Source organism: Alishewanella tabrizica, from assembly GCF_014652375.1.
GTDB lineage: Bacteria > Pseudomonadota > Gammaproteobacteria > Enterobacterales > Alteromonadaceae > Alishewanella > Alishewanella tabrizica.
The window spans coordinates 200,020-217,854 of the sequence record NZ_BMYR01000009.1; the positions used below are offsets into that span (position 1 = coordinate 200,020).

Annotated in this window: 15 protein-coding genes; 10 read left to right on the plus strand and 5 right to left on the minus strand. The window is 44.9% G+C overall.

Annotated features, from left to right (window positions below; translation table 11 throughout):
- The first annotated feature begins 241 nt into the window (after positions 1-241).
- The 9 genes from ilvG to IE070_RS12070 all read left to right on the plus strand — a co-directional run bounded on the left by ilvG (position 242) and on the right by IE070_RS12070 (position 10,475).
- Complete coding sequence (gene ilvG / locus IE070_RS12030) at positions 242-1,888, plus strand: acetolactate synthase 2 catalytic subunit (RefSeq protein WP_189483437.1); 1,647 nt, start codon at positions 242-244, stop codon at positions 1,886-1,888.
- Positions 1,888-2,142, plus strand: coding sequence for an acetolactate synthase 2 small subunit (gene ilvM, locus IE070_RS12035; RefSeq protein WP_189483438.1), 255 nt, complete (start codon positions 1,888-1,890; stop codon positions 2,140-2,142). Before ilvG ends, ilvM begins: the two co-directional genes overlap by 1 nt.
- A gap of 36 nt (positions 2,143-2,178) precedes the next feature.
- Positions 2,179-4,029: a dihydroxy-acid dehydratase gene (gene ilvD / locus IE070_RS12040; protein ID WP_189483439.1), complete on the plus strand. Its 1,851-nt coding sequence runs from the start codon at positions 2,179-2,181 to the stop codon at positions 4,027-4,029.
- Positions 4,030-4,195: 166 nt separating this feature from the next.
- Positions 4,196-5,764: a threonine ammonia-lyase, biosynthetic gene (ilvA, locus tag IE070_RS12045; protein WP_189483440.1), complete on the plus strand. Its 1,569-nt coding sequence runs from the start codon at positions 4,196-4,198 to the stop codon at positions 5,762-5,764.
- Between the two features lie 128 nt (positions 5,765-5,892).
- Positions 5,893-6,177 (plus strand): SEL1-like repeat protein, encoded by a 285-nt coding sequence (locus IE070_RS12050; RefSeq protein ID WP_189483441.1) that lies wholly within the window; start codon positions 5,893-5,895, stop codon positions 6,175-6,177.
- A gap of 52 nt (positions 6,178-6,229) precedes the next feature.
- Entirely contained in the window at positions 6,230-7,201 is a 972-nt protein-coding gene (locus IE070_RS12055) for an energy transducer TonB (RefSeq protein ID WP_189483442.1), read from the plus strand.
- Positions 7,202-7,229: 28 nt separating this feature from the next.
- Positions 7,230-7,745: an inosine/xanthosine triphosphatase gene (yjjX, locus tag IE070_RS12060; RefSeq protein WP_189483443.1), complete on the plus strand. Its 516-nt coding sequence runs from the start codon at positions 7,230-7,232 to the stop codon at positions 7,743-7,745.
- Positions 7,746-7,898: 153 nt separating this feature from the next.
- Positions 7,899-8,546 carry a transglutaminase-like cysteine peptidase gene (locus tag IE070_RS12065; protein WP_229797054.1) on the plus strand — a complete coding sequence of 216 codons (648 nt, stop codon included), beginning with the start codon at positions 7,899-7,901 and terminating at the stop codon, positions 8,544-8,546.
- 27 nt (positions 8,547-8,573) lie between these two features.
- Positions 8,574-10,475, plus strand: a complete 1,902-nt coding sequence (locus IE070_RS12070; RefSeq protein WP_189483445.1) for a bifunctional diguanylate cyclase/phosphodiesterase — start codon at positions 8,574-8,576, stop codon at positions 10,473-10,475.
- On the opposite strand, the gene IE070_RS12075 is transcribed toward IE070_RS12070, so the two are convergent.
- From IE070_RS12075 to IE070_RS12095, 5 genes are read right to left on the minus strand one after another with little or no spacing between them, the layout of a single operon-like run.
- Complete coding sequence (locus IE070_RS12075) at positions 10,465-10,824, minus strand: tryptophan synthase subunit beta like protein (RefSeq protein WP_189483446.1); 360 nt, start codon at positions 10,822-10,824, stop codon at positions 10,465-10,467. The two genes, IE070_RS12070 and IE070_RS12075, sit on opposite strands and share 11 nt — an antisense overlap.
- Positions 10,825-10,833: 9 nt before the next feature.
- Positions 10,834-11,433 carry a response regulator transcription factor gene (locus tag IE070_RS12080; RefSeq protein WP_189483447.1) on the minus strand — a complete coding sequence of 200 codons (600 nt, stop codon included), beginning with the start codon at positions 11,431-11,433 and terminating at the stop codon, positions 10,834-10,836.
- Between the two features lie 2 nt (positions 11,434-11,435).
- Positions 11,436-12,854: an HlyD family type I secretion periplasmic adaptor subunit gene (locus IE070_RS12085; protein WP_189483448.1), complete on the minus strand. Its 1,419-nt coding sequence runs from the start codon at positions 12,852-12,854 to the stop codon at positions 11,436-11,438.
- A complete protein-coding gene (locus IE070_RS12090; protein WP_189483449.1) occupies positions 12,854-14,986 on the minus strand; it encodes a type I secretion system permease/ATPase in 2,133 nt (710 codons plus the stop codon). The genes IE070_RS12085 and IE070_RS12090 overlap by 1 nt, the downstream gene beginning before the upstream one ends.
- A gap of 17 nt (positions 14,987-15,003) precedes the next feature.
- Entirely contained in the window at positions 15,004-16,851 is a 1,848-nt protein-coding gene (locus tag IE070_RS12095; RefSeq protein WP_229797055.1) for a TolC family outer membrane protein, read from the minus strand.
- A 172-nt stretch (positions 16,852-17,023) separates the two neighbouring features.
- On the opposite strand from IE070_RS12095, the gene IE070_RS12100 reads away from it, so the two are divergent.
- Positions 17,024-17,835, plus strand: an 812-nt coding sequence (locus tag IE070_RS12100; RefSeq protein ID WP_189483450.1) for a retention module-containing protein, incomplete at its 3' end; no start/stop codon positions are given.

Here is a 17,835-nt window from a genome sequence, read left to right on the forward strand (position 1 = left end):
TAGAGTTAGTGAGTAAATAACATGCGTTTAGCGTCAGTTCTAAACATTATTGTCCTCGTAGTCGTGGTGATTATTAATCTCCGCGGGGGCGGTGTATTGGAACGATAAAGCGCATTAAGTCGACTTCCAGCAAAACCCCCGCTCCGCAAGGACCGGGGGTTTTCTCGTTTTTAGGGCTTAAAAAAGCTTAGAAAATGAAAGTGATAAATAGTAAAAACCTAATAATGGCAAGAGGTTACAAATGAACGGCGCAGAATTGGTATTAAAGGTATTACAGCAGCAAGGGGTAAACACCATCTTTGGTTACCCCGGCGGCGCTATTATGCCAATCTACGATGCTATTTATCACAGCACGGTAAAACACTATTTGTGCCGGCATGAGCAAGGCGGCGCTTTCTCCGCTATTGGCTATGCCCGCGCCTCGGGCAAAGTCGGTGTGTGTTTAGCCACCTCTGGCCCGGGTGCCACTAACTTGATTACCTCGCTGGCCGATGCCCTGTTAGATTCGGTGCCGCTGGTGGCAATAACGGGTCAGGTGTCACAAGCCGTCATGGGTAGCGATGCGTTTCAAGAAGTTGATGTATTGGGGTTAAGCTTAAGTGTCACCAAGCACAGTTTTATGGTGCGCAATGTAAAAGATCTGGCGGCTACTTTGCAGGAAGCCTTTCGCTTGGCACAAAGCGGCCGACCAGGTCCAGTTTTGGTAGATATCCCCAAAGATATTCAACTGGCACCTGCGGTAGAGCCCGAGTGGCCTGAGTATCCCGCACCGCGCATTGCCACCTCATTGGCCAATGCCGCCAAAGCCCGCGAACTGATTGCTAATGCTAAAAAGCCTATTGCCTATATTGGTGGTGGCGTGCAGATGGCCGATGCGCTGGCGCAGTTACAGACATTCTTAGCCGAGAGCGTTATGCCGTCCGTAACAACCTTAAAAGGCATGGGCTCGGTAGCCCGGGCAAACCCGCATTATTTAGGCATGTTAGGGATGCATGGTACCCAAGCGGCTAATTTAGCGGTACAGCAGTGTGATTTACTGATTTGTTTAGGTGCCCGTTTTGATGACAGAGTTACCGGAAACTTAGCCAAATTTGCGCCTGGTGCCAAAGTTATTCATGTCGATATCGACCCAGCTGAAATTAACAAAGTGCGCTTTGCCGACTGTGCTTTTATTGGCGATATGAAACAAATACTGCCTGCCATCAGCGCCACAACCCAGTGTGAAGCCTGGTTAGCGCATTGCCAGCAGTTAAAGCAACAATATGGCTGGCGTTATGATCATCCAGGCGAGCGCATTTTTGCCCCGTTAATGTTAAAACAGTTAAGCGATCGCATGCCCGATAACAGCGTAGTCTGCTGTGATGTTGGTCAGCACCAAATGTGGGTAGCGCAGCATATGCGCTTTAACAGCCCGCGTAATCATTTATCCAGTGGCGGCTTGGGCACCATGGGTTTTGGTTTACCCGCAGCCATTGGCGCCAAATTAGCGCGGCCACAAGATACCGTTATTGCGGTCAGTGGCGATGGCTCCTTTATGATGAACGTACAGGAACTGGGCACCATTAAGCGTTTTCGTTTACCCGTAAAGATCGTCATAGTCGATAACCAGCGTTTAGGCATGGTAAAGCAGTGGCAACAGTTGTTTTTTAATGAGCGCTATAGCGAGACCGATTTATCGGATAACCCAGATTTTGTGGCGCTGGCTGCTGCCTTTGCCATTCCGGGACACACCATTACCCGTAAAGATGAAGTAGAAAGCGCGCTGGATGCCATGTTTACCTGGCCTGGCCCTTATTTATTGCATGTAAGAATTGATGAGAAAGACAACGTCTGGCCATTAGTACCGCCAGGTGCCGCAAATGAAGATATGCTGACGGAGACCAACTAATGCAACATACTCTAACTATCACTACCAGTAATGAAGCCAGCGTTGTTGAACGCTTATTACAGGTTACCCGCTATCGTGGCTACCAGTTAGCCGGCTTGGAATTAACGCCCTTAACCGATAGAGCGGGTATGCAAATTACCTTAAAAGTGCAAAGTGATAAGCCTATCACCTTACTAACGAATCAATTAGCTAAGCTTTATGATGTACAGCACTTAGTATTGGCCTCGGCAGATGTTGCCGTATTACGTGCCTAACCCTATTAAACACGACGATTAAACAGGACCCATTTCATGCCAAAGTTAAGATCCGCAACCGTTACCGAAGGCCGCAATATGGCGGGTGCCAGAGCCTTATGGCGTGCCACTGGTGTTAAAGATACCGATTTCGGGAAGCCAATTGTCGCTGTCGTAAACTCCTTTGTGGAATTTGTACCAGGCCATGTGCATTTACGTGATCTGGGCAAACTTGTTGCTGGCAGCATTGTCGACGCGGGCGGTATCGCTAAAGAATTTAATACCATAGCAGTAGATGATGGTATTGCGATGGGCCATGGCGGGATGTTGTACAGCCTGCCATCGCGCGAGCTGATCGCCGACTCAGTAGAATATATGATCAATGCACACTGTGCCGATGCTATGGTGTGTATTTCCAATTGTGACAAGATAACCCCCGGCATGTTAATGGCCGCGATGCGCTTAAATATCCCAGTGATTTTTGTCTCTGGTGGTCCCATGGAAGCGGGCAAAACCAAGTTATCCGATCAAATCATCAAGCTCGACTTAGTCGATGCGATGGTATCGGCGGCCGATCCTAAAGTCAGTGACAGCGACAGCGAGCAAATTGAAAAAAGTGCTTGCCCCACTTGTGGTAGTTGCTCGGGCATGTTTACCGCCAACTCCATGAACTGTTTGGTGGAAGCGTTAGGTTTAGGGCAACCGGGCAATGGCTCTTTATTGGCGACCCATGCCGATCGTAAAGAGCTCTTTGTGCAAGCTGGCTACCGGATTATGGAGCTGTGCAATCGCTGGTATAAAAACGATGATGCCAGCGCCTTACCGCGCAATATTGGTAATAAAACCGCCTTTGAAAACGCCATGATGCTGGATATCGCCATGGGCGGCTCTACCAATACTGTGCTGCACTTGTTAGCCGCCGCCATTGAGGCCGAAGTCGATTTCACCATGGCCGATATCGATCGTTTATCGCGCATCGTGCCGCATTTAAGTAAGGTCGCACCCTCTACCCAAAAATACCACATGGAAGATGTGCACCGTGCCGGTGGTGTTATTGCCATTCTGGCTGAGCTTAATCGCGCCGGTTTACTAAACCCTAATACCCCGCATGTGTCTGGTAACTCGTTAGCCGAAGTGCTGGAAAAGTGGGATATCAAAACGACCACGGATGAAAATGTGCGACAGTTTTATATGGCTGGCCCAGCGGGGATCCGCACCACCCAAGCCTTCTCACAAAACTGTCGTTATCCATCTCTGGATGACGATCGGGCTGAGGGCTGTATCCGCGATAAAGCCAATGCTTACTCGCAAGATGGTGGCCTAGCCGTGTTATTCGGTAACTTAGCGCCAAATGGCTGTATCGTAAAAACGGCTGGGGTAGAAAAAGAAAACTTGGTATTTACTGGTCGCGCTCGGGTATTTGAAAGCCAAGATGATGCGGTAGCAGCGATTTTGGGTGGTAAAGTCATCGCCGGTGACGCGGTAATTATCCGCTATGAAGGCCCGAAAGGCGGCCCGGGTATGCAGGAAATGTTGTATCCCACCAGTTATTTAAAATCGATGGGCTTAGGCAAAGCCTGTGCCTTGATTACCGATGGCCGTTTTTCGGGCGGGACCTCGGGCCTGTCGATTGGTCACGTTTCCCCAGAAGCCGCCAGTGGCGGCACCATCGCTTTAATTGCCGAGGGAGATCGGATTGAGATTGATATTCCAAATCGCAAGATTGCGGTTGCTGTAAGCGATGAAGAGCTGGCCGTGCGTCGTGCCGCGATGCAAGCGAAAGGTGCCAAAGCCTGGAAGCCTGAGAATCGGCAGCGGGTGGTGAGTAGTGCTTTAAAAGCCTATGCGTTGCTGGCGAGTAGTGCGGATAAAGGTGCGGTAAGAGATGTGTCTTTGTTAAAAGACTAAATGATGCAGAGAGGTCTGATTGCGAAGACCAGAAATTTGCTAAGCAAGGCGTGTACGGCATGGATGCCGGACAGGAGCCTACAGGGACGTATTTACGGCGTCCTTGCGTGCAATTTGTGGTCGAAGCCATCGTGCGGTAGGAATGTTGTAAACAGATGGGGCTACAATGAATAACCTGGCAATAGCACAAACAGCACAAAGTGATACTGAGGTCATGCAGCAGTATCTGCGGGAAATTTTGCTGTCGCCGGTGTATCAGGCCGCGGTGGAAACGCCGCTGGATGAGATGCTAAAACTGAGCAAACGGCTGGGGCACCAGGTACTGTTAAAGCGCGAAGATAAGCAACCGGTGTATTCGTTTAAACTGCGTGGTGCTTTTCATAAGCTGCATAAAGTGAAATTACAAAGCCCGAATGCCAGCGTAGTGTGTGCCTCGGCGGGTAATCATGCGCAGGGCGTGGCGCTGTCAGCCAGTAAATTGGGTTTAAATGCGACTATTGTCATGCCCATTACCACGCCTGAGATCAAAGTTGCCGCAGTAAGGGCGCTAGGTGGCAATGTGGTATTGCATGGTACGGCTTTTGATGAAGCCAATAGCTTTGCAATTCAAAAAGCCCAAACTGAGGGCGCGATTTATATTCCGCCTTTTGATGATGCCGATGTGATTGCCGGGCAAGGTACGGTCGCCAAAGAGCTGTTAAGCCAACATAACCAATTAGATGCCATATTTATTCCAGTGGGGGGCGGCGGTTTAATGGCGGGCATGGCGGTGTACATTAAAGCGATTCAACCGCATGTTAAAGTCATTGGCGTTGAGCCAGAAGATGCAGCCTGTTTAAAAGCGGCCATGGATGCCGGTGAGCCGGTCACGCTAGAGCGGGTGGGGCTATTTGCCGATGGCGTGGCAGTAAAGCGGATCGGCACCGAGAATTTTAATTTAGCGAAGCGCTTTTGCGATGAAGTGGTTACCGTTACCAGTGATGAAATCTGTGCGGCGATAAAAGATATTTTTGATGATTTACGCGCCGTAGCGGAGCCTGCGGGTGCTTTGGCGTTGGCAGGCTTAAAAAAATATAGTCAACGCTTAAACAACAGCACCTTACCTAAACCGCAGCACTACGCCGCTGTGTTAAGTGGTGCTAATTTAAACTTTGATACGCTGCGTTATGTGTCAGAGCGCTGTGAGCTTGGTGAGAAAAAAGAAGCGGTCTTTGCCGTTACCATTCCTGAAGAAAAAGGTAGTTTCCGCCGTTTCTGCCAGACATTAGGTGGTCGCGCCATTACTGAATTCAACTACCGCTATGCCAGTGATCGTAAGGCGCATATTTTTGTTGGCATAAAACTGCGGCATGGCCAGCAAGAGTTGGATACGGTTTCTAAGTTATTAAGTGACGCGGGTTATGCATATCAGGACTTATCGGATGATGAACTTGCAAAACTGCATGTGCGACATATGGTGGGCGGTATGCCACCACGACAGTTGCAAGAGCAGGTGTATCAGTTTAACTTCCCGGAATACCCTGGCGCATTAATGAACTTTCTTAATACTCTAGGCGAGCATTGGAATATCACACTATTTCATTATCGTAATCATGGTGCAGCGACTGGCGATGTCCTAGCGGGGTTTGAAGTGGCTAGCCATGAAGATATTGCGCAGTATCTAGATAAGTTAGGTTATCAGTATCAACAAGTCAGTAATAACCAAAGCTATCAAACGTTCTTAACCACAGGTTAGCGGTGATTTTATGAGCGCAGACAAACAGGCCTGCAGCGGTTTATTTGCGTTTGTTAAGTTAGCATGAGAGGTTGAAATTAATTTTCAATTGGTTAAAGTGTAGCTTATTACGTTAAAAGGATGTTTATATGAAGAAATGGTTTATTGCTGCCTTATTGCTCTGCGGCTATGCGCACGCCGATATGTTAGATGCTTTAAAAGCCTATGAAAATAAAGATTTTACTCAGGCACAACAACAATTTTCTGCACTCATCCCTTTAGGTAATGAAATTGCCGCGTTAAATTTAGGCGCGATGGCGTATCAAGGCGAAGGGCAAGCGCCTAACCTAAGCGAGGCCTTAGCCTATTTTATGTTAGCTGCGGATCTTAAACATACCCAAGCTAACACAAAAGCTGATCAAAACGGCATCTGAACAACAGGTCGAGCAGGCGTATCAACGTTTTGAACAGTTAAAGCAAAGCGTGATGATAGTCCCTACCGATTTAGATAAGCCTCGTGATGAAAGCCTGCCGCAACCCCTTAAACGTGTTAATCCAGAGTATCCGCCTGATGCCGCAAAGAGAGGTCAATTTGGCTATGTTAAACTCCGTTTTTTAGTGGATGAGCAGGGTGAAGTTACGGCAATTGATACCATCGACGCCTATCCACAAAAAGTGTTTGAACGAGCCTCTATTCGGGCAGTTAAACGGTGGCGTTATGAACCCAGTGCTACAAAGCATTTAATGACCGTGCGATTAGATTATTCTCTTAGTGGTGGCGTAAAAATATCTGCTGTTGAGCAAACGGTAGCAGAACATAATTTATGGGACTATGCCATTGCGGGTTCGCCACAGCATCAACTGGCCTTGGGCATGTTACTTTCGATGGTAGATATTCAAAGTGGCCATGGTTTTTGGTACAACCCAGAGTTGCCGTTATCGGCTACACCTGATTTTTCCATTTTCGAGGAGCGGGCGTCAGTAAAAGCGGATTTTGATGGTTTTTGGGGATACGCTGTGGTTCGTGTGGCGAAAGACGGTACCATTACAGAGCAGTTAAGCACTGAATTTGAAGCGCGCAGTGAGATCACAAATCTTGTTGGCTTAACGTTAAAAGGTAAGATAGAAACCGATGTTTACCGATTACATCGTCGAACTGATATTTACAGCAGAGGCATAAATGTTAGGCCTTCTGTAGAAGCGTCACGCACTATGTCAGGGATATACTGGTGGGAGCAATCGGCGAGGAATGGTAATCGCCATGCGCAGCGTATTATGGCAGCGTATGATCGGCAATGGGAAGATTATCTGGTAGCTGAAAAAGATGCAGAAGTGTTAGCCTGGGCGGGTAGCCGGTTAATCCTTGAAGGTGATCATGAAAAAGGGATGCAGTTTTTAGAACAAGCTATAGCGCAAAATTATGCACCAGCATCGGAAATGAAAAAACAATTGATGTAAACTTGAAAGTAATATTTTATGGTGAATGATGGCTTGGCGTATTTTAGTTGCTTCAGCAAATCCTGCAAAAATCCGTGCAGTTGAGCAGTGTTTTCAAACGAATTATCCACAACAGCAGTGCAGTGTTTTAGGGATCAATGTGCCTTCTGGTGTCGCGGCACAGCCAATGAGTAGCGACGAAACCTATGCTGGTGCTAAAAATCGGTTAACAGCATTAAAACAGCAAGCACAGGCAGATTTTTATGTCGCTATTGAAGCCGGTTTAGATGGAGATATGACCTTTGCTTGGATGCTAATTGAACATAATGATCAGTTGGGTAAAGCACGGTCGGCCAGTTTAATGTTACCTAACGCCGCTTTAGAGGCGTTAGCGCAAGGGCAAGAGCTGGGCGAAGTAATGGACGCGCTATTTGGAACCCAAAATATCAAACAGGCCGGAGGCGCTATTGGGTTGCTTACGCAAAATCGGCTTAGTCGAAGTGGCGTCTATCAACAAGCGCTAACACTCGCATTAATTCCTTTTTTAAACCCTGAATGGTTTTAATAATCCGTATTTGCCATGATTGCTTTTTACGTATTTAGGCAAATATGATATACACTTAGGTTTGGAAACTCTTATAACCATAGGCATATCTCTGCTTTGTGCATCCAGCCATTTCTTAAACAATGCTGCTATATAGGAGTGATGCTATGCCTAATGGTAGGTTTGTTTATAAACGTTGGCGTAAGTTATGCCTTACAACTGATCAATGTAGATAAATTTATTGAATTTATTTCTACTCGATATACCGTGCAGTCAATTGCACGGGCTGAGCAATATAAAACCTTCCTTTCCGAATATGCGCAGCGTAGCGAGCCCGAAAAAATAGCAGCGGTAAACCATTTTTTTCATCAGCATATTACGTACAGTACTGATCTCGAGCTTTATAATCAAAGTGACTATTGGGCGTCTCCTGCTGAGTTATTAGGCGCCGGGCAAGGTGATTGCGAGGATTGGGCCATTGCTAAGTATTTAAGCTTACGTCAACTTAACATTGATGATAGTAAATTAAGGCTGGTGTATGTTCGTGCCAGAATAGGTGCAATAGGCAGCCCACTGAGTCAAGCGCACATGGTGTTAGCTTATTACCCTTCACCAGGCAGTGAGCCATTAATTCTAGACAGTTTAATTTCGGCAGTGTTGCCTGCGTCAGAGCGTAATGATTTAACCCCCGTGTTTAGTTTTAATGCGGAGGGCTTGTGGGCCGGGCAATCTGACATGCGTTCAACACAGTCGCCTCGTGCTCGCTTATCAAGATGGCGTGATTTACTAGAACGATTACCCAATGAAGGAATTGTATTATGATGTTATGCAATACACGCGGAGGCAATAATGTCATTAATTAAGCAACTGTGGTTGGGTATTTTTATACTGGTGACACTCACATTTTCGACCAGTGTGCTTGTTGCTACCTTTCAGAGTCGAGACAGTTATCAAGAACAATTACAGTTAAAAAATATTGATAATGCAACTAATCTCGCGTTATTGCTTTCGCATAGCGAAAAAGAGCTAACGCAGTTAGAGCTGTTGCTGGCAGCCCAGTTTGACTCTGGACATTATCAATATATCAGCTTAACAACAGCGGATAATCAGAGCCTTATTCGTTTTGATGCTGAGGAAACTGTACATCGTGCGCCAACTTGGTTTAAACGTGTACTTAATTTGCAACTTAATCCTGGTGTGGCGCAAGTTCAAGATGGCTGGATGCAATTTGGCACCCTAACGCTACAAAGCCAATATGATTATGCGATAGATGCGTTGTGGCTTACAACGTTAGCGTTAGCACGTTGGAGTTTTTGGGTAGCCTTCGTTTTTGGTGTGCTGGCTAGTTTAGCGCTGCGTTTTATCAGTAAACCGTTAGAGAGTGTGGTGCAGCAAGCTGAAGCACTAGGTCAGCGTCGCTTTATTAGTAGTAAAGAGCCTGCAACGCTGGAGTTTCGGCGTGTGGTAAAAGCGATGAATATTCTGACGGGCCGAGTGAAAACGATGCTAGAGAATGAGTTGCAGCGAGCCGCTGAATTACAAGAGAAGTCTCAAAGAGATCCATTATTGCCCTGTTTTAACCGTGGTTACATGCTAAGTTGGTTATCAAGTCATTATGCGTCTATGGTGGATGCTGAACAAAAAGTAGCCGTCTTGTGCCGTATTTCTAACTTGGCAAATATTAATACATTGTTGGGAAGAGAAAAAACAGATGCGTTGTTAACTTGTTTAATACAGGTTTTCTCGATAAAACATAAAGAGAGTGTGGTAGGGCGTTTAAATGGCAGTGATTTTTTGGCTATATTGCCCTATAACGACAAGAGTGAAGAGGCATTTGAGGCCTTATACCAGACCTTGGAAACGACATTATTTGCTGTTATTGATAAACATCACGCCCAGTTAAGTTGTGTAGCCATTGAGTTAGTATCGGCTAATAATACCGAATCGTGCTTGTCGCAGCTTGATACATTATTATCCGATCTGGCTGTCACCACCTTATCAGGGTGTAAAATGCAGCAAGCTGCCGCGATAAAAGTACATGGCAGTAATTATTGGCGAGAGATTTTGCCGCCACTATTAGATCAGCCCTCTACTCTTCCCAGAGCGTTTCCTGTTGTGTCGAGCCAAGCAACCCTTTTGCATCATAAGTTGTTTTTACAACTTGATGTGCAAGGAGAATTATTGGCCGCTTCACATGTGATTGGTTGGATCAAGCGTTTTGGTTTGATCAGCAAGGTCGATCTGTTGATGTGCAAAACCGCGATTCAGTATTTAGCTAACAATGACGGAGTTGCGTTTGCGGTATCAGAGGCCGTGTTTACGGATGAAAATCACTTTTATCAGTTACTGAGCATGCTTAAGCACGTTACGCCAGCGACGCGTGAGAAATTAGTTATTGAGTTTTCTGAAGCAGTTGCCTTAGAACATCAATTAGTACTAAAAAGTATTGTTACCGCGTGTAAACAGCTGGGTATTAAAGTGGGTTTAGTTAATTGTGGTTATGGTTTAAACCAATTTAATGCGTTGGAAAGTTTAGCGTTAGATTTTTTGAAAGTGGATGCCGCGTTAATTGGCCAGTATCAGGACGGCGAAGTGCAACGTTTACTTACTAGTATTATACAACTGGGTAAAGCACTCGGCGCGCATGTTATTGCTGATGGCGTTCATACCTCCCACGCATTGCAACATCTTTTACCCTTGGGTTTTGATGCGGTTGCAGGGGCTGCGGTGGAGTATAAACCTAAGGCATAAAGTGATCATCATCATTTGAGATAAGTTCAAGGCCGCCTAAGCGTTTACGTAAGAGCTTACGTTGTAAAAGTTTTTCTTGCGCGGCTATAGGTAAATCGGTAAAGGTTAATATCCCTTTCATGGTGAGAGCGTCTATAACGTCTTCCAATACCCTGGCGAGTTCGCCATCAGAGTTTTGTAATTGACGGCCAGCAGCATCATGAGAATCATTTTTAACGTTTTTAGGTAATTGCGCTTTTAAAAAACGCTGAAGTTCTGGCGCCTGATTGTCGATATACTCTTCACAGCTTGAGGATTGATCAACGCTGATAGCACAGATCTCACCTTGAGTATTACGTGTTACATACATGATATGCTCCTAACGCATTACAAGCACTAATTGCAGCCGATCTTTTATGCCTAATTTAGCAAAGCTATTTGTTAAATGTTGCTTTACTGTTCGTTCGGTAATGTGCAGCTGTTGGCTAATCAGTTTGTTACTAATCCCTTTTGCTGCCAATTGGGCCACTTGCTTTTCTCTATCAGTCAAATTGTCCAACAGGTTATGCGAGTCCCGAAAAGAAATTGAAGGTTGGCGGCTGAATTGTTCAGTTAATACTTTACTTAAATGTAGCACTAAAGCCGGTGGGATCCAAAGAGCCCCATGTGAAACGGCTATAGCGGCTGCTTGATATTGCTCGGCAGGGCTTTCTGAGGCGATATAACCCTTTGCACCTGCCATCAGCAGTTGTTGTAACTGCTCAATTGATAACATTCGGTGTATCGCGATAATTGAATTGTGTGAAGCCAGCGTGGATAAGAGCGTTTGGCTGTTAGGAAAAGCCATATCCAAGAAAATGAGTTTCGAGCTGTAAGCTGGTGCTGCCGCAAGCTGCTCAATATGGGTTCCTGCAGCAAAAAAAGGCAGTATAGGAATAAATTGGTCTGTGTTCTGTGTGATAAAAATGGCTTGTATCATGATTATCGCTCGGTCAGAGCGTAATGGCGTGCTCTGCTAAAGGGTTTAATTAGATAAGAAAGAATAGATTTTTTACCAGTCATAATATCCACTTCGGCTGTCATCCCCGGGATAATAAGCAGTTCTGCATCTACGGCTTGTTGTTTGGTTTTTAGTCGTATTAAGTAATACGTGATGTCTTTCTCGTCGGTTATAGTGTCGGCACTGATATGGCTGACCTCGGCGGCCAATCCCCCAAAAATACTAAAATCATACGCACTAAAACGAAGAACCGCTGGTTGACCCACTTTGATAAAGGCAATATCCGAAGGCGCAATTTTGGCTTCTATTTCTAGGGTATCATCCAAAGGCACGATATCAACGACTTCCCGCCCTGCTGTAATAACGCCACCTACCGTATTTATATGTAATCGTTGTATTGTTCCACGTACCGGCGACCTTATTTCTGATTGGCGTACTTTATCTGTTAAGCCCGCCTGAGCTTGCATTAGCGCGGCTAATTTGGATTCTGATTCTGCTAATTGCGTTTGCCACCGATTTAGCACCGTGAGCTCGGTCTCTGTTTTACGTTGCTCGGCCTCTCTAACCGCAGCGGTTGCCCGATTCACATTGGCAATGGATCGATTTAATTCACCTTGAGCTCTCGCTAAATCACGCTCTAGGCGTAAAATATCAATATCAGATACTGCACCAGAGCTCACTAAAGGGCGTGTTACAGCGAGTTCGCGTTCGCTAAAGCGGATAATTTGAGCGTATTGCTCAACAGCGGCTTGTGCTTCGTTTAATTCTTGTTGTTTTTGTTCAATAAGCTCACTTAGTGCACCTTGTTGCTGCTGTAGTTCTGCGAGGCTAGTTTGGTATAAACGTTGTTCCGCCATCACTAAAGCAGGCATATCGTTTGTCAATTCATCCGGAAAAGTAATAGGCTTGTTTTGCGCCAATGCTCTTAAACGACTCACCTCAGCTTGCAAGGCAAATAGGAGGGCACGGCTCTCACCTAACGACGATGTTACGCGCGTAGGATCCAATTGCAGTAACAGTTGGCCTTCTTCGACGATTTGCCCTTCACGTATTAAAATGTGCTGAACTAAGCCACCATCAAGTGCTTGTACCATTTGTAATTGGCTAGAGGGTATAACGCGACCACTGGCTCTGGCGATTTCATCTACCTTCGCCAAGGCCGACCAGATGAGTAATGCGATGACAGCAAATAAAGTGAAGTAGAGCAATTTTCTAGCCCGTAAAGGCGTTTGTGCTATTCTGGCCCACTCTGCTTCTTCTACCCAATCTGCTGTATGATTGATGCCTTTTGCTTTGAGATACCATTTTTGTAAAAAAATAAAATGCTGCGTTTGGCGTTTTTCCGCTAACGTTAAAAGATTAAATTGCTTTTCAGCAAGGCTCTTCTTCTGTGGATTCATTATGCCCCCACCACGCGACCTTGTCGCAATGCTTCAAGCACGGTTTCTTTGGCTCCATCAGCCACAATTTTGCCTTTGTCCATAACAATAAGCCTGCTAGCAAGCGTTAAGAGTGGGCTGCGGTGTGTAACGACAATCAGCGTTTTATCGGCTGTGCCCTGTAGTAAATTTTGTTTAATCATTTCTTCGCTGGCGTGATCGAGTGCAGCGGTAGGTTCGTCCAATAATAAAATAGCCGGATCTTTATAAAGTGCCCTTGCTAATGCGACTGATTGGCGCTGTCCACCAGAGAGCTGTTGACCTTGTTCGCCGACATCAAGCTCAAGACCTGCAGCGTGTTGCTCAACGATATGCTGCACGCCGGAGTGTTTTATAACATTAAGAAGCTGACTATCATCTTCAGGTATAGTGTCTAACTCAATGTTGAAACGCAGGCTCTCACGGAATAAGGTGATATCTTGGGGCACGTAACCAATTTGTTTTCGTATTGTGGCTAAATCCAACATCTGTAGATCGATACCATCAATTAAAATTTGTCCTGAGGTTGGTTGATAAAGGCCTTGGATTAATTTATTGATGGTTGATTTACCTGAGCCATTTTTGCCGATAATGGCAACGTGCTCGCCAGGTTTGATTTGGAAACTGATATCTTGTAAGGCGAAGTGTTCAGAGTGTGGATACTTAAAGCTCACTTTTTTAAATTCAATACTGCCCGTGACTTTAGGCAACGCGACTTTGCGTCGCGCTAAATTAGTCTCTGAAGGTTTTTTCATCAATTCATCAAGCGATTGCATAGCTGTAGACGCTTGATTAAATTGTGCTAATAATCCTGCCGCTTGTGTTACCGGCATCAACGTTCTGCTGCTGAGTAAGTAAACGGCAATCAGGCCACCTTGGGTGAGCTGCCCGTCTATAATCAAGTAAACACCTACAATAATAATAGCGACGGAAGAAAGTTGCTGTAAAAAAGTTGAAACCGTATTAACTGACGTTGATACACTGCGGATTTTAGTGGTGTTGTAACTGGTAAGTAGGCTAAGTTGTTCCCACTTTTTTTGTCTGAAACTTTGCAAACCAAAGATTTTTATTGTCTCTAATGCGTTTAGTCCTTCAATAAGGCTCGCGTTTTTTTCAGAACTTACTTGCATTGCTTTGTCAGATAAATCAGCGAGCTGCTGTTGTGCAATAAAACCATACAAAATAATTAATACCGCGCCAATAATAATTGGGAGCACGAGCCAAGGATTAATAAATAAAATAAAGGCGAGGTATAACAAGATAAATGGAAGATCGACTAACGACACTAGCGTGAGTGAGCTACTAAAACTCCTAATTGATTCAAATCCTTGGATGGCGTTAGCAAAACTACCTGTTGTTTTGGGCTTCGCCTCGAGTTGCATACCCAGTACGTGATCCATGATACTTGCCGAGAGCTTAACGTCAGTTCTACTTGCAGCAACATCGACGAAGTAATGGCGAAGCAATTTCATGATGAGATCAAGAATAAAGACTAAGCTAATGCCTGCAGCGAGTACCCACAGTGTTTCAGTTGCACTATTAGGCACGACTCTGTCGTAAATATTCATTACAAATAATGGGGTAGCCAACGCAAACAGGTTAATCAAAATTGAAGCGAAAATAATATCTCGATATAGCAATTTATTTTGATTTATCACGCCCCAAAACCAATGACTGCCTGGAAGTAGCGCCGTGGGAATCCGCTCTGTTTTCTTTGCAAGTGCAGGTCGTAAATAGAAAATGGTCTCGCTAAACCGAGCAGAAAAGTCCATAACTGTTTCATTGAACGCGGTTTCTGCGGTTTCTGCTTGGCTAATAGTGACGGTATTGTCTTGATTAATACTATGTAATATCAGTAATTGATTATCTGTAGTGATGGTAATGGCTGGTAATAATGCAGGATTAATCCCCGATAGGGCTTTTTTAACCACTTTACAGCTCAGTCCTGCTCTGTTGGCTGCACGTTCAAGGGCTAACGGACTTAAATGACCATTTTCAAGTGGCAGTCCATTTAACAACGTATCTGTATTTATGTGTATATGATGAAATTGACAGATATATTTTAAGGCATCAAACAATGGCCCTGCAGTGTGCGTTTTCGTTGATGTCTGCATATTACCCTTTTAAACAATTAAGGTTTTTTAAAGCGTGCTTCAACCCTACGATTCGCTTGACGCGCTGCTTCAGAATCATCTGTATCTAGTAACTGGCTACTGCCATAGCCTACAGCCGCAACTCTAGTCTCTGAGACTGAAAAATGTGTTATTAAGTTGTCGCGAATAATATCGGCACGTTGTTGCGATAAGCGTTTGTTGTACCAATCGGCGCCATCCTCCGAAGTGTGCCCCGCAATTTCTACCTGTAAAGCTGGAGTGGTATGTAAGTGATCGCTTATTTGGCGAAGTATATCTGTCGCTTCAGCCGGTAATTCGCTAGAGTTATGCGCAAAATAAATATTTAGCTTAACGGCGGCACTAGTTTGCTCAGTATCTGGCTGGCTGACCGCACATCCTCTCGCATCTACTGTGCTAGCACTGGGCGTGTTTGGACAAAAGTCTAGGTAATCGGGTACACCGTCTGCATCGCTATCAGCTTGATAAATGCTGTCATCGTAAGCAAAATCCACAGGACATGCTGTGGCGGGATCAACATCGATAGATTGCGCTCCTAAGTCTGCTAGTGAGGGTAATGCTTGCCGTGATAATGCTAAGGCTTGAGTAAGCTGACCTGAAGTGGCAAGAATTCGAGCTTGCGCAACAGTTTTGTCTGATTCGGCGACTAAAAATGCACGACTTGCTTGAAAGAACTCGTTTTCTGAATCTAGTACATCAAGGAGTGAGCGCTGACCAATGTCAAATTGTTGCTTATATGCTGTTCTTACCCGATCCGACGATAATCTGTGCTGGCTTAAAAAAGGAAGCTGTTTTAGTAAGCGCTGATTTTCATTAAATGCGATTTGCATATTTTGTCTTAAATCTATGCATGCTTTTAAGCGCAAATCTTCAGCAAGATTAACTTGTTCAATGGCTCTTTTCGTATTTGCGGAGTCTCGCTTACCGCTAAAAAGATTGTAACGTACTTCAATGCCAATCTGAGCTTCAGAACGATCACCTCTAACGCCAAATTGATCCGTGTCTTGATAGGAATAACTGCTATTAAGACTCACTTGAGGTTTGAAGTTGGCTTTAGCTGCTGTTTTGGCAGCGTTTGCGGCTTCAATATTTCTTAAGGCAGCATGATAGGTTGGGCTAAATTGATAGCTTTGGTTAAGTGCGTCAGAGAGTTTTGGTGGTATAGATATTGTCAACGCTTGCGAACGCATATCAAGGTTTGGCGCTTGACCAACCAATCTTAAATAGCGAGCGGAAACATCATGTAAGTTAGATTTTTCGATCATCAGGTTTGATTGAGCTAATGATAACCGCCCGGTGATCTGCTCTAAATCGGCTGCTCTAGCGCGCCCAGCAGCAACACTGTCTTCTATTTGTTTATAAACTGTGTAATGTTTTTGTAGATTCTCTTCAGCAAGCCCAACTAATTGTCGTTGCTTGATAACGTCTTGGTAAGCTCTAAAGGCTTCAAAACCAACGTTTTCAATCGTTTCTAGTAATCTGAAATAACTGACAAGTTGCTCGTGCGTTAGGCGCGAAACTTCCGCTCGAGTGCGGCTGCCATCGTATAACATTTGCGTAAGCGTTAATCGCGCAAAATTACTGCCATACTCTCTGATAGGACCATAGTCTCGATGTTGATAATTTGCACCAGTAGAAAGATCAACACTTGGCAGATAACCAGCTTTCGCTGCATCAACACCAAAGCCTGCTGCAAGAAACTCCCGCCAACGTACGTCTATTTCAGGGTTTGTTTCAATAGCTTGTCTAACAGTTTCATTAACAGTTGGATAAGAATATGAAGCAAAAGAACTTAGTGAAAGTGACATGGTCATTAAGAATAAGGTGATGGGACGCAAGTTCATCATTACTACCTACTAATAAAAGCAAATAATTGAATTTACGATTTAGCTTAATGGCCATAAATGCTTTTAGCTAGAGTCATAAACATTATTAAAATAGTACCACGGTACAATGTTGATTTTGTATTAAAGATGCAATTATAAAAAAATATATATCAAATAAAGCAGGTTAATGACTATGTCGCAAGTATTTGTAGTGCAAATTAATGGTGAGGCTTGGACTATAAACCCAGACGGTTCTAAAACACCATTACAGCAAGGTGATGTACTCGATGCGGGTACCGAGGTGTTTACTGCGGCGCAATCGAGCTTAGTCATTGATATTGATGGAAATTTATATACTGTTTTAGCATCAAGCCAAGCGTTCGCCTCACCTGAGCAGTTAGCCGCCCAACAAGTTAATAGTGAGGGTGCAATCTTCCCAGAGAGTGTAAATGATATTCTTGCCGTATTAGACGGTGAGGGTGATCTGTTAGAGCAGCTTGAAGACGCGGCAGCTGGTACGGCGGGTGGTGGTGCCTCATCAGGCCACAGTTTTGTGCAACTTACTCGTATTTCTGAACAAATTTCTCCAATTACTACAGATGAATTTAATACCTTCGATACAGAAACACCTACTGAAACGCCTAATATAAATGCTGTATCACCTGGGTCTATTTCGGTAGCTGCTCAATTTACAACGGATAATCGTCTAAATCTATCTGGTAATACATTAGATGTGGCGCCGGGTAGCACGGTGCAGCTAACCATTACCGATCAGTTTGGTAATAGCGTGGTGGTGACGGCCTTAGTCAATGCCGATGGCAGCTATAGCTTGGCGGGTGTGGATATTAGCAGTTTAGCGGATGGCGCTTTAACCATTACCGCGAGCACCGTGGATAATAATGGCAATCCAATCAGTGCCAATACCGGCATCACACTGGATGCCATCGACTCGGCCATTACCGTGGCGGCAGAGCTGGCAGCAGATAATAGCTTAACGCTCTCGGG